Consider the following 14011-nt stretch of genomic DNA (forward strand, 5'->3'; position numbering starts at 1 on the left):
CCTTAATTATCCGTTCTCAAATCCTCTACGACAAGTTGAAGCCGCGTATTTCCTTGCCAAATATTTGCTTCGGCGACGTAAGCTAATTCGATGCGTGAATTAGGTCTGAGAGTTTGCCCCTTTGATCGTTCGACACCATCCCACCAAACTGCTTCAAACTGCTTGTTCCCTTCGCCTATCACCTTCAATTTCAAATGCTTGTCCTTCATTACAAAAGGCTCATCGCGAAGGACGAGATCTCTTGTCACAAACACTGGCTTTGGATTGCCCATTCCAAAAGGTTCAAAAGCACCAAGCTGTTCGACTAGATCAAGACCAAGCGATTCACTTGTCACCAAAGCGTCGATGTTGAGTTCGGGGATTAGTTCGTCGGGTGAGAGTTTAGCTGAGGCATATTCATTAAGTCTTTCTCTCAATTCGACGATGTTGTCTTGCTTGATCGACATACCGGCTGCGGCAGCATGGCCGCCGAATTTCTCAAAAAGATCGCCACAGGATTCGAGAGCTTCGAGTAAATGAAAGCCCGCAATGCTTCGTGCGCTGCCGTGACCAATTCCGTCTCTTAATGACAAAACTATAGTTGGACGATACAGCTTTTCAGCGATACGTGACGCAGCAAGGCCGATTACACCCTGATGCCAGCCTTCGCCTGAAACAACAACAAAATGTTTTCCGTCGTGGGTTTCAGTTTCGGTCAACGCAAGATCGGTTATCTTTTGCTGCATTTGTTGGCGTTCACGGTTCCGGCTGTCCAATAGAGCGGCCAACTCGCGAGCTTTTCCAAAACTCTTTTCTTCAAATAACTCGACAACGTGTTTCGCAACATCCATGCGGCCTGCGGCATTAATTCGCGGTCCGATCCGAAAACCGATGTGATAGCTAGTCATATCAGAACGGCAATCGGCGACTTCCATTAATGCTTTGAGACCAAAGCTATCGGTCTTTGGGAGATCGATCAGGCCGAGTGAAACGATCGCACGATTTTCTCCGGTGAGAGACATCATATCGGCGACCGTTCCCAGTGCTGCGATCTTTAGAAAACCGGGAACTTCATGTTCCAGATTATTTTCACGCAGAAGCGCATGAGCAAGTTTAAAAGCAACACCTACGCCGGCAAGATGTTTGTCTGGATAAGTGCAGCCGGGTTGATTTGGATTTATGACTGCAATGGCCGGTGGGAGAGGTTCGCCGGTTTTTGGCAAGTGATGATCGGTAATTATTACATCGAGTCCGATGCTGTTGGCAAACTCGACCTCTTTAACGCTGGTCGTGCCGGTATCCACGCTAATGACGAGCGTGACGCCGTTTTTATACGCTTCTTCGAGAGCTGGAATATTGATGCCGTAGCCTTCGGTAAAGCGATTTGGAATGTGAAAAACGGAGTCCGAGCCTAGCAGCGATAACATCTTACGCAACAGAACTGTTCCGGTCGTGCCGTCAACATCATAATCGCCCCAGATAAGTATTTTTTCGCTTTCGGCAATCGCTCTCTGGATACGCTCGATCGCTTCCTTCATGCCTTTTAATAAAAAAGGCTCGTGAAGATGTTCAGGCGAAGGATGAAGAAATTCAAACGCCTTTTCCTGCGTTTCGTGTCCGCGTGAAATAAGAAGCGCAGCTACGAGCGGTTTTACACTGATCTGACTGGCAAGTTTGCTGACTGCGGCAGCATCGTGTTTTCGAATTTTCCAGCGTTTTTGCACTTAAGAAGTTAATATCCAATTTCACAATGTTACTAAGGGACCAATAATTCCCATTCCTAATAAGACGAGAATTACTGTTCCTAGAATAATGCGATAAATAATAAAAACGGCAGTCGAATTACGTTTGAGAAATGACAGCAAAAACCAGATCGATAGATAGCCGACGATGCCAGCGACGATCGTCGCCACGATCAATGGTGTAAAGCTCTCCGATGGTAATATATGTATGGCCTTACGAAGCTCAAGCAAGCCGCTTGCTGTGATAGCAGGTATAGATAACAAAAAAGAAAACCTAGCGGCAGTCTCGCGTTTTTGACCTGCGAGAAGTCCGCCTGTAATTGTCGTTCCCGAACGGCTCGCACCGGGCATAAGAGCAAGCACCTGAGCTAAGCCGACTACGATCGCATCGACAAGTCCCAAATGCCTCATTTCTTTTCGCTGTTTGCCGACGTATTCTGCAATGGAAAGAAAGACGGCTACAACTATAAGCATCGTTGCGATTATCCAAAGATTTTTAGTTCCGCTGCCCTCGATAAAATCCTTAAATATATATCCGACAGCACCTATTGGAATCGAGCCTAATATTACAAGCCATCCGAGCCAGGCTTCTTCAGACAGCCATATTGGCCTCACGCCGTCAGTGCCAGAGAATCTCATTCCTCGCTTACCGGTCAACAAAGCAAAATGATCGCGAACGAACGCAACTGAAATCCCCAAAATATCACCCGCGAAATAGATTAGAACCGCCCCAAGCGTGCCCAACTGAATCACAGCCATCGTCGCAGTGATCATCTCGGGATTGCCGTCATAAAGATTTGTAAACCGGCTGGCAAACACAAGATGCGCGGTTGAGCTGACCGGTATAAATTCAGTCAGTCCTTGAACTATGCCGAGAATGATCGCTTGGAGAAAATTCATACGAAACAAATATGGACAAGGGATAGTGGACAATGCGGAGGCCAGCATTGTCAATTATCCAGCAGTGATTGAGTTGGAATTTATCGGGAAATGCAGCTATTCGCGGTATCGGGCCTTACCGGCAACACGATCATATAGCCAAGCCGGCATTATCTTGCCAAGTCGAACGATAGTCGCAAGCTGCCATGGAAAAGCGGCGAATTTTTTTTTTTTCGATAGCATTGATGAAATGTGGAACGGCGTGGTCGAGATCCATCAAGAACGGCATTCTGCTTTCGCGTCCAGCGGTTAGCGGTGTGCGTATGAATCCCGGCTGAATTATAGTGACATCAATACCTTTTGCGGCTACATCAAGTCGAACGCTTTCAAAAAATGCAGTCATTGCAGCTTTACTCGCCGAATAGGCCGCCGATTTTGGAAGGCCGCGAAATCCGGCGAGGCTTGAAATAGCTACAAGATGTCCCGAGCCGCGTTCAAGCATCTGCGGCACAACCGCATGAATGGCATTTACTGATCCGAGTAAATTTATATCAATAAGTTTCTTGACCGCGTCCGGTTCGTAATTGCGAGTCTCTTTGTTATTACCGCCAATACCGGCGTTCGCTATCATGATATCGATATGGTCGAATTCGTCGCGAAACTTTTGAGCCGCTTCATGCACTGCATCTGAATCAACCACATCACAAGCAAAATAGCGGGCCTTGCCACCGACAGATTCACATTTGGCCGCGATGTCTTTTAACAGATCTTCACGCCGCGCAAGCAGGCCGACTGTTGCTCCTTTTGAGGCGATCGCGATTGCTAGAGCCTCGCCGATGCCACTTGAAGCTCCTGTAAGAAGAACTGTTTTGTTCTTCCACTTCATTTGTCGTCGGTGAGATTTAACGAGATCATTTTATCTTCATCCAGATATTCAGTTTCGCCACCGTCGTCATGAACTTCCTTCAAGATGTCGCTTTCATTCTCATTTGTAAGTTTTAACAAAATCATTTTGTCATCATCCCCATCGAATTTGGACCCGTCGATAATATCGTGACCATCTGCTTTTAGAAGGATAAGCAAACCCTTGATGAAAAAATTAAAACTTCCAGCAAGGCCAACCCCGACTGATAACAACACAATTAGTCTTATGACTCCGCCAAATTGAAATTTAACCAATAACTCGTGGACTAAATACAAAAAGCCCATAGCTGACAAAACACAGATCGAATATAAAGTATCTAACTTCATATGTAGTAAAGAAGTTATATTTCTACAACTGTCGTCACGATCACGGGTTTGGTGCCGATCTTTTTCTGGACGAATCGTTTTAATAGGATACGAAGGTTTTCTTTAAAGAAGTTGCGGTCAACGATGTGTTCGCGTTTCATGTCGCCGATGGCTTTGCGGATCTCGGAGCGGGCATCGGCGGCGAAACCGTTTGTCGGATCGATACCGGCGACGCCTTGAAAGGTGATCTGTGGTTCGCCAAAGAGATCGTGCGAAGATTTATTGATCGTCACGACTAGCGAGATCGCTCCACCGTAGGCGAGTTTCTTGCGTTCGCGGACGACGTCGTATTCGATCTCGTCGTGCGATTCCTCGTCGATAAATGTCTTGTGCAAGTCGTGTTTGTCCACGACCTTACAGGCGAACTCATCGACCTCAAGCACATTGCCATTCTCGATCAAGATGATGTTGTCGTCGTTGTAACCGGCGACGTGGTTTTTTACATATTCCTTGTGCCGGAACAGCATCCTGTATTCGCCGTGGATCGGGACAAGGTACTTTGGCCGGGCGGTTTCTACCATTATCTTGATGTCTTCCTGTGAGGCGTGGCCTGAGACATGAACGAGGCGGCGTTTCTCTTCGATGATGTTGGCGCCGCGTTTGTAGAGGCTGCCGATAAGGCGGCTGATGTTCTTTTCGTTGCCGGGAATGATGCGGGCGGAAAGCACAACAGTGTCGCCTTTCTCGATCTCCATTCCTTTATAGGTGGATGTCGCGAGATTCCATAACGCAGCGCGGTTTTCGCCTTGCGAACCGGTGACGAGATAACAAACTTCGTCGTCGTCTAATGCTCTTGCATCACCCAACGAAACCATCGCTCCAAAAGGTATCTTTAATAAACCCTGTTCCTCAGCGATCTCGACATTCTTTTGCATCGAACGTCCGCAGACGCAAACCTTTCGCCCGAATTGATGGGCGACGTCAAAGACGATCTGCAGACGATGCAGCGAAGACGAAAACGTTGATACAAATATACGTCCCTCGGTCTCGTCAAATATTTCCTCGAAAGCCGGTATCACAGCCATTTCCGAAGGCGTCCTTCCCGGAACGGTCGCGTTTGTCGAATCGCCCAGCAGCAGCAGTACCCCTTCGTCGCCTATCCTCGAAAGCGTTTTGAGATCGTATGGCTTGCCGATGACGGGTGTGTCGTCGATCTTGTAATCGCCTGTGTGGATTATCGTGCCGAGCGGCGTATGGATCGCCAGCGAAAAGCAATCGACCAGCGAATGCGAAGCGTGGATAAACTCGACGCGAAAATGCCCAACCTCGATAATGTCGTTCGCCTTGACGCGATGGATCATCACATCGTTGAGCATTCCGTGCTCTTCGAGCCGCTTCTCTGCCAGCCCGATCGTAAACCGCGAAGCGTAAACCGGCAGATTGAATTTCTTTAGAATGTAGGTAAGCGCGCCGATGTGGTCTTCGTGGCCGTGGGTGAGGATGATCGCGGTCAGGTCGTCACGGTATTCTTCGAGAAAGTCGAAATTTGGTATGGAAATATCCACGCCATACGGCGTCTCTTCCGGAAAGCCCATCCCGGCGTCGATGACGATCATCTCATCGGCATATCGAATGCCCATGCAGTTCATCCCAAATTCGCCAATACCGCCCAGCGGAATTATTTCTATCTTACTCACAAATACCTCAATTAGAATCGAAGCTAGATGATAACACAGGCATTTATGCTCACATGAGCTTTCTTGCCACGCTAAACGTGGCGTCCAGTTTATTACGATAACGAGGTGGTCTGGGTAAGTGCCAAGAACCAGCCTTCTTGCTGGTATACAATGGAAAAAGTCACCCAAAAAGCCAATAAAGACGACCAGCCAACGCTTTTATCCGAGTAATTCTCACCAAAGCCTTATAAATACTTGCTAAAAGCTAAAATACTTAAGGGTAAAGTTGTTTGCTTTTGTCTCTAAGTTGGCTGCTTTTCTTGAAAAGCAGATTACTTTTGGTCAAAAGCGAGTTACTTCTGCCCAAAAGCACATTGCTGTTAGGCGTAAGCGAATTACTTCTGATAGCAAGCGCTTTGCTTGTGAGTAAAGGATTTCTGCTTCTATTCCGAAGTTCTTTGCTTCCGGCTCGAAGTTCTTTGCTTCTGGCTCAAAGTTTCTTGCTTCTGGCTCGAAGTCTCTTGCTTATGGGTTCGAGATCAACGCTTTTGTTTAATAAGTTTGTGCTGTCTTGCTAAAGCCCTTAGAAATACGTAACTCTGAACGCATTAAAAGGCCTCGTCTTGATCGGCGAGGCTTTTTTGTTATTGCGGGCTTAATATTTATAGAAACCGTTTTTTGCGTATGGTATAGTTAGTCAACACCCCTCTCCGGTTAGTTTTGTTTGTTTAGAAGGCCTTGTCTTTTTGGGAGAATTTGTATCTTCCAATTGTTGGCCGAGGTGAGAAGAGTAATAGAATTGGTTAGGATATTTTTATGAACAAGATCAAGTTAGTTTTCATGTTGTGTTTTATGGTCTTTGGCGTTGCCGCTTTGTTGTTCAACAACGGTTTCACCCCTGTGGTGCAGTCATATTCTACCCAACCGCCACCGCAAATGACCGGAGCTCCCGGTGAACAGAACTGCTCGCTGTGTCACGATGACACCGGGCCGGGAATTATTACCGTATTTGCTCCGGCAAATTACATTCCCGGACAAACCTACCAGATACAGGTCCAGCACGCGACAACCGACACGACTAGATTGCGTTGGGGATTTGAATTAACAACTCTCGATGGCACCAATTCAGCTGCCGGAACATTTACCGACACGACCGCGTTTACTCAGCAAGATTTTGGCGACGGGCGATGGTACATCGAACATACTCAAGCAGGTACATTCGCCGGAACCCCTAACGGAGCGACTTGGACGTTCGACTGGAACGCCCCAGCCACTGATGTCGGCCCTGTGACGTTCTATGCCGCAGGTAATCAGGCAAACAACAACGATAATCCCAGCGGCGATCAGACCTATCTAACTACTGCGGTCAGCCTGCCTTTGGGACCGACGCCAACAAACACTGCAACAGAGACTAACACTCCAACGCCGACGCCGACTTGTTACACAGTGACGACTTTGTCAGGCTCAGAGGAGGTGCCGCCTAATGGTTCGACGGCTACAGGCACAGGCACGGTTTCAGTCAATGCCGCTCAGACACAGATCACGGTAACGCTCGACTGGTCAAGTTTGTCCAGCAATGCGACTGCTGCGCATATTCATGGGCCGGCTGCGGCAGGCTCAAATGCCGGAATTCTATTTGGAATGACTGGCGTACCATTATCGCCAACAGGCTCAGTTCCTACGCAGTCTTTTGCGATCTCACCGGCACAGTTGACGCAATTCCAAAACGGATTGTTCTACTGGAACGTTCATTCGTCAACATTTCCCGGCGGCGAAATTCGCGGCCAGATACTTCCGGGACCGTGCTTGGCAACGCCTACGCCAACTGCTACATCTACCCTTACTTCGACAAACACGCCGACCGCAACTGCCACGACTACGCCCGGCGGAAGTTCTGTGTCAGGAACGGTAACATACGGCAATCCGGCGTCGCCGACTACGAAGTTCATCTCTAATGCGACGGTAGCGAGTACGGTTGGTTCACCCCTTGTTACGACGGTGACTGACGCGCCGGGCGGAACTGCGGGGCAATACACGCTTACAGGTTTTGGTACAGGAAACTATACGATTGGTGTAACTAAGACAACGGGGCAGAACGGCGTCTCGTCAGCCGATGCGGCGAGGATCGCTCAGCATGTTTCGGGTGTTTCGCTTATCACCAACGACCGGCAGAGGATCGCGGCGGACGTGACGAACAACGGAGCACTCTCTTCAACCGATGCGGCACAGATCGCAAGGTTTGTTTCAGGGCTTGGGCCGCCAATAGGTTTGGCAGGCCAGTGGAGATTCTTCGTTCCGAGCTTAACAGAGCCGACGTTCCCGATCGGAGCATCACCGACGACTCGAAGTTACGCCGACCCGATAGGTGTTCAGACGGGCCAGGACTACATCGGCATTCTTGTCGGCGAGGTCACAGGTAACTGGAATCCGACGGCGGCGAGGCCTTTTAACGGTAGGCAGTTGGCAGAAGTAGAAGGCAGCGGGCCGGAAAGGGGTATTGCGGTTGAATTACCTTCGGTTGTTGGATCTGTTGATAAAGAGATCGTTGTGCCTGTGAGTGTTGAGGGCATTTCGAACAAAGGTGTGATCTCTTATGAGTTTGATCTCAGGTATGATCCTTCGGTGTTGCAGCCTTTGGTCGATCCGGTCGATGTTTCGGGAACAGTCAGCCGCGGGCTTTCGGTGGTGGTTAATGCAACTGAGCCAGGGCTAATGAGAGTTGTTCTTTACGGAGCTTATCCGATAGATGGCGATGGCGTGTTGTTGAATTTGAGATTTACTTCTGTTGGTACTGTTGGTTCGGTGTCGCCGATCTCGTTTGAGCAGATAATGTTTAACGAAGGCGAGTCGAGAGTGACAATCACTAACGGAAAGATCGAACTGTTTTAATTGAGCCTTGAGCGGATATAAGGGCGGTACATTCTTCGTTGAGTGTATCGCCCTTACTAGTTGGCTGGCCTTGCAAATAACCCAGTCGCTACGGAGATTCTGACTATTTATAACTTTTTTTGAAACCGATCTGCGATCTCGCGCGTCTTTTCTCTGACGGCAGATGATTTGCGGAGTCAAAAAGATGAAAAAGCAGCTTTCGGATGAACAACTTGACGCTTTGATGCGAACGCTTGTAAAAGAAGCCGGCGCTGACGAAGCGTTGCTCGGTGAGATAGCCGATTCGCCAACGGTTTGGTGGGGCGTTCAGCGGAAGATCAATGAGCAAAAGGATGCGAAAGTCTCTGCATGGCCGCCTGTAGTCAAAGTGCTTCGATGGCTTTTGGCCGGAGCCTCTGTAACGGCTGCTGCGATTTTGATCTTCTCCTTCTTTGTTTTCCGTTCGGCTCCAAGTCGAGATAAGGAAACGGCTGTATATGTGCCGCCTATCAGTTCCGTGACCCAACCGGAGCCTGTAGGACCGAGCGAAATAGTTCCCGCAATTCCTAATGCGACGAAAACTGAAAAGGACGCGACTCTTTCAAAAACAACATCTTTCAAAGTTTCAACAAAGCATACAGTTCATCAGATCGTTGACAAACCACGAACATCAGAAAGAAAAACTGTGGTTAAAAATACAGAAGTAGCGAATTTGAGTAAGAAAGAAGAGATCAAAACAGAATTCATCGCACTTTCGTATGCACGCGATCCGGAGAGCGGGCAGATCGTACGGGTTAAGGTGCCGAGTTCGATGATGGTTTCGCTTGGGCTTGTGACGAGTGTGAAAACGCCTTCGGAGATGATAGATGCCGAGGTGCTTGTCGGCGATGACGGTCTCACGCGGGCAATACGATTTATAAGGTAAGTTTTTTCGGTCCGGCAAGGAAGTAATAATGAATACGAAAATACTATTCGCAATTTTTCTCAGCTTATTTTTAGCCGTTGGCGCCTTTGCACAAAGACCGCGGCCTGACGGACCACCTCGCGGAGATGGCCGGCCTAAAGGCGATTGGACGAAAGGCATCGATGTAAATAATAACGGCATGATCGAGGCTAGTGAGTTTCAGGCCGCGATAGATCGAACATTTGCCGGTCTTGACAGCAACAATAACGGCGTGATCGACCGAAACGAAATTCCCGACCGTCGTCCACCGATGGGGCGTGGAAAGCCTGGTGAATCAGGCGAGCTTCGCGACAAATTGCCGCCGTTCTTTTTTATGCACCGGTTTCGGAATGTTGATTCATTGTCAAAAGCCGACTTCGAACGCACCGTAAATGAAAAATTTGCTGAAATGGATATCAACAGTGACAGTGTGCTTGACCGCGAAGAATCTCGCCCGCCGCGGGAACGTGCCGAGATCGAAGATCGTGTCGGGCCGCCACTTAATGCGACATTTATCGCCGCTGAACTGCGATTTGGCGACAAGCTTGTTAAAGGGCAGCCATTTTCTGCGGAAACGGTTATAGAAGATACGCGTCGGTTATTCGACGGAACGACGGTCACTAAGACGACGAAAGGCGCGTTCTATCGTGATTCGTCCGGGCGGACCCGGCGCGAACAGCCTTTCGAAATGGTCGGCGGCTTTAGTATAGTAAATGAAAACAATAAGCCTCAGACGTTAGTTTTTATAAATGATTTTGCTCAGAAGACGCAGTATTTTTTTGATCTGGGCAACAAGATCGCCCGAAAGATCGGTATAGGCCCAAACGGGCCGCCGCGTGATGACCCTCAAAATCCGGACGCGACGTCGGACTCGCTAGGGACGAAAACGATCGAAGGAATTTCGGTCGAGGGAACACGTATCACATTCGAACTGCCGGCGGGCCACATCGGGAACGACAAACCTATACAGGTTGTTACCGAAAAGTGGTATTCGCCGGAACTGCAGTTGATAGTGATGTCACGGCACCTGGATCCACTCTCGGGCGAACATATTTTCCGCTTGGTAAACATCAAACGTACAGAACCATCAGCAAGCCTGTTCGCGGTGCCGGAAGGCTTTGAAGTAAAAAACTCAGGCGGAAAACCACCAAGGCAGCGATAAAATATCTTTGTTTGTTTATTTAAGCCTAATTGAAGAAAATGCTCGATGAGGTTTCCAATACAGGCTTGCAAAATAAAGCTAAGTCATCGGCGGTCAGTTTTTCGGATGGTGAGCAGACAAGTGACGAACAACTTGTCCGCCTTGTGATCGAGGGCGATGAGCAGGCATTCGCCGAGATATTTGAAAGGTACCGAATTTTGGTAACGCGAGTGGTCGGACGTTTTTTTCGAGACCGTTCGGAGGTGGAAGAATATGTCCAGCAAAGTTTTACAAAGACATATTTTTCTCTCAAAGACTTTCGTGGGGCAAGCGGAAACTCTTTTCCGGCGTGGGTGACGCGGATAACAGTGAACGTTTGCTACGACGAGTTTCGTCGACGCGGACGACGACCGGAAAGCGTATTTTCCGATTTGGAAAACGACGGAGAAGCTTTCGGCGAATCGATACCAGACAGCAGCGTCAAAGGACATGAAGTTCAGCTCGTTTCAGCTCAACTCGCGGAAAAGGTCCTGTCATCGCTCGACCCAAAAGACAGGATCGCAATGACGCTGGTCTATTCAGAAGAATATTCATTGAGCGAGGCAGCGGACGTTATAGGTATCAGCGTCGGAAATCTTAAATCAAGATTATTTCGTTGCCGCAATAGTATCAGAGATAGATTTGGACATCTTTTTAAGTGAGAGGGAAACTTTTATGAGAAGAGTAAAATTGGCCGTTTGTTTGTTTTTTGCAGCGGCATTTGGAGTGTTTGCATTACTAACTAATGACCCAGTCAACGGCCAGTCAGGCGGATCGCTTTCCGCTCCGACAGGAGTGATGGCTTCTGACACTAAGTACAGAGATAAGGTCAGAGTAGAGTGGGACGCTATTCGCGGAGCGACTTTGTATAGGGTGTTTCGGGGAACTACGTCGGACTCCGCGGCTGCAGTTGATATTGGCAATACACCGGCGAATACATTTCTCGACACTACCGCTGCACCGGGCCAGATGTTCTTTTATTGGGTAAGGGCTGAAAATGCGACTACGGTCAGCGCATTGAGTATAAGCGATCGAGGAACACGCTCCAACACAGCGCAGCAAGGTCCTGTTCCGCCGCTTGGACCTCCGCCTGTACCGCCCGGTAATCCTATAACCGCTGCTAAGGTTTACCTTGGTAAGGCACTCTTTTGGGATGAGCAGATGTCATCGACAAGAACTGTTGCCTGCGGCACATGTCACACAGCACACGGCGGCGGCGATGACCTGCGTTCGCTCACCTCTCCGTCCTCCTCAACCAATCCCGGAATAGATCAGTTTTTTGGCGGGCCTGATGACGTCATCGCCTCAAAAGGCGTGCCGCAAACGAATCTTGACGGAACATATCTATTGTCTTCAAGTTACGGTCTTAACGATCAGGTCACCGGACGTAGCTCAATGTCCTACTTGAATGCCGGTTTTCTTAATCTGGCGTTTTGGGATGGACGAGCAAGCGACACTTTTCGCGATCCGATAACGAATGCGATCATACTCAATACTGGCGGTGCTCTTGAGAGTCAAGTCCTTGGGCCGCCTGTTAGTACTGTTGAAATGGCGCATTCAGGACGCGACTGGAACGATGTTGCAGCAAGAATTTCCGTTTCGAAGCCTTTGGCTCTTGCGACTAATATTCCGACTGCACTCAATACCTGGATAGGCGGGCGAAGTTATCCGTCTATCTTTAGTGAGGTTTTTGGCACGCCGGATGTGACACCGGCTAGAATTGCTCTCGCGATCGCAACCTACGAACGCACCCTTTACACCGATCAGGCTCCGGTTGATCTTGCTAATGCAGGCATCACGCCATTGTCTCAACAGGAGAACAACGGCCGCAATACGTTCGTTCAGGTCCAGTGTAATGTTTGTCATGCTGGAGCAGTCACGAGTGACAACACTTTTAGATACATTGGTGTTCGTCCACCGAACGATGATACCGGTCGCTTTCAGGTCACGGGAAATAACGGTGATCTAGGCAGATTCAAAACGCCAAGCCTGAGAAATGTCGAACTTCGTGGAACCTTCTTTCACAATGGACGATTCAATACGCTTGATCAGGTTGTAGCATTTTATAATCGCGGCGGCGATTTTAATGCTCCGAACAAAGACCCGCTTGTGCGTCCGCGAGGATTGAACGCACAACAGCAGGCGGATATAGTTGCATTCCTTAAGAGGCCGCTGACCGACCCTCGTGTCACAGCTGAGTTGCCGCCGTTTGATAGACCAACGCTATATTCCGAATCCACTCGCGTGCCTCAGATCATCGGCACGGGTCGTGTTGGATCGGGAGGCTTTACGCCAGAAATTAAGGCAATTTCACCACCGCTCGCCGGCAATCCTAACTTCACCGTTTCGATCTCAGGTGCTTTAGGAAATGCGGATGCAGTCTTGGTGATCAGTGATTCTGATCCGGGAGTTGGAGCAGTTATTCCGGCCACAGGTACGCTGGCCCGTGTCGCAACAACAACTCAAAACACCGGAGCAGGCAACGGCTGGGCATCGGTCAGCTTGCAGCTTCCCGGCAACATTCGAGTTGCGGGCAAAACATTTTTTGCTCGGTGGTATGTTGTCGATCCTTCAGCAGTCAGTGGATTTTCAGCATCTCAGGTTGCCAGATTTACAATTTTTGGTTCCAATTCTTTTGCAACGGTAGAGACTGATAATCTTGCATTTGACTAAAAAACAACGTTAGTGTGTTTAGCAAAATTACGGCCGGACGTCGATAGACGATCCGGCCCTTTTTATTGCTGACACTAACTTGACCCACTCACATAAGGTAAGAGTTTCTGCTCGCCGCATGCCGTCGATCTCACATTGTTCGAGAAAGACGGCTGCGTTGGGAAACCTAGTTTTGAGATTGTTGAGAATAGTTTTTCGCTTCTGTAAAAAGCAAAAGCTGATGATTTGACGAAACAGAGCTTCATCTGCGATCAATGAACTTTTTGGCGTAAGGCGGACGACCGCGCTCCATACTTTTGGAACTGGCTGAAAAGCTTGCGGCGGCACATCAAACAGGTATTCAGTATTAAATGTATTCTCGACCATCACACTTAAAAAGCCGCGTTCTTTACCGCCCGCTTTCGCGGTAATGCGTTCCACAACTTCACGCTGAAACATCAGAACTAGGCTCGAAAAAAGATGGCGCTGATCCATCAACCGTTGGAGGATAGGCGTAGAAATATTGTAGGGCAAGTTCGCGATAAGTTTGGCTTTTGCATCGACTGCATTTGCTTTTAGAACGTCAGAAAAATCAACATTCAAAGCGTCTTCGTTTATGAGATGAAAATTATGCAAAGAGCCAAAACGTTCATGCAGCAACGAGATCATATCCCGATCAAATTCAATTGCAATGACTTTGGCTTCATCAATAAACAACTGCTCTGTCAGCGCTCCTTGTCCCGGCCCTATCTCGATCACCGTTTCATCATGTCCAAGATCAAGAGCATCAATGATGCGCTTAATAATTGTTTGATCGCGTAGAAAGTTCTGTCCGAGTGATTTTTTTGCCCGCATAAGCCTC

General features: G+C 48.6%; 11 protein-coding genes. 5 read left to right on the forward strand and 6 right to left on the reverse strand.

The annotated features are described in order from the left end of the window. Nucleotides 1-2: 2 nt before the first annotated feature. The 5 genes from recJ to IPL32_15575 form a co-directional block, all read right to left on the reverse strand. Entirely contained in the window at nt 3-1703 is a 1701-nt protein-coding gene (recJ, locus tag IPL32_15555) for a single-stranded-DNA-specific exonuclease RecJ (GenBank protein ID MBK8467233.1), read from the reverse strand. Nucleotides 1704-1724: 21 nt separating this feature from the next. Further along, nucleotides 1725-2621: a UDP-diphosphatase gene (locus tag IPL32_15560; protein MBK8467234.1), complete on the reverse strand. Its 897-nt coding sequence runs from the start codon at nt 2619-2621 to the stop codon at nt 1725-1727. A 130-nt stretch (nt 2622-2751) separates the two neighbouring features. Beyond that, entirely contained in the window at nt 2752-3486 is a 735-nt protein-coding gene (locus IPL32_15565; protein MBK8467235.1) for an SDR family NAD(P)-dependent oxidoreductase, read from the reverse strand. Further along, nucleotides 3483-3851: a hypothetical protein gene (locus IPL32_15570; protein MBK8467236.1), complete on the reverse strand. Its 369-nt coding sequence runs from the start codon at nt 3849-3851 to the stop codon at nt 3483-3485. Before IPL32_15570 ends, IPL32_15565 begins: the two co-directional genes overlap by 4 nt. Nucleotides 3852-3865: 14 nt before the next feature. After that, nucleotides 3866-5527 carry a ribonuclease J gene (locus IPL32_15575; protein MBK8467237.1) on the reverse strand — a complete coding sequence of 554 codons (1662 nt, stop codon included), beginning with the start codon at nt 5525-5527 and terminating at the stop codon, nt 3866-3868. 795 nt (nt 5528-6322) lie between these two features. On the opposite strand from IPL32_15575, the gene IPL32_15580 reads away from it, so the two are divergent. The 5 genes from IPL32_15580 (at nt 6323) to IPL32_15600 (ending at nt 13170) form a co-directional block, all read left to right on the forward strand. After that, a complete protein-coding gene (locus IPL32_15580; GenBank protein MBK8467238.1) occupies nt 6323-8395 on the forward strand; it encodes a CHRD domain-containing protein in 2073 nt (690 codons plus the stop codon). Nucleotides 8396-8579: 184 nt separating this feature from the next. Continuing rightward, complete coding sequence (locus IPL32_15585) at nt 8580-9299, forward strand: hypothetical protein (protein ID MBK8467239.1); 720 nt, start codon at nt 8580-8582, stop codon at nt 9297-9299. A 28-nt stretch (nt 9300-9327) separates the two neighbouring features. Further along, entirely contained in the window at nt 9328-10479 is a 1152-nt protein-coding gene (locus tag IPL32_15590; GenBank protein ID MBK8467240.1) for a hypothetical protein, read from the forward strand. A gap of 38 nt (nt 10480-10517) precedes the next feature. Continuing rightward, entirely contained in the window at nt 10518-11159 is a 642-nt protein-coding gene (locus tag IPL32_15595) for an RNA polymerase sigma factor (protein ID MBK8467241.1), read from the forward strand. A gap of 13 nt (nt 11160-11172) precedes the next feature. Continuing rightward, nucleotides 11173-13170, forward strand: coding sequence for a hypothetical protein (locus IPL32_15600; protein ID MBK8467242.1), 1998 nt, complete (start codon nt 11173-11175; stop codon nt 13168-13170). A gap of 27 nt (nt 13171-13197) precedes the next feature. Here IPL32_15600 and rsmA read toward each other — a convergent pair whose 3' ends face one another. Next, entirely contained in the window at nt 13198-14004 is an 807-nt protein-coding gene (gene rsmA, locus IPL32_15605; GenBank protein MBK8467243.1) for a ribosomal RNA small subunit methyltransferase A, read from the reverse strand. Nucleotides 14005-14011: the final 7 nt, after the last annotated feature.

Origin of the sequence: Chloracidobacterium sp. (assembly GCA_016711345.1) — a bacterium.
Classification (GTDB): domain Bacteria; phylum Acidobacteriota; class Blastocatellia; order Pyrinomonadales; family Pyrinomonadaceae; genus OLB17.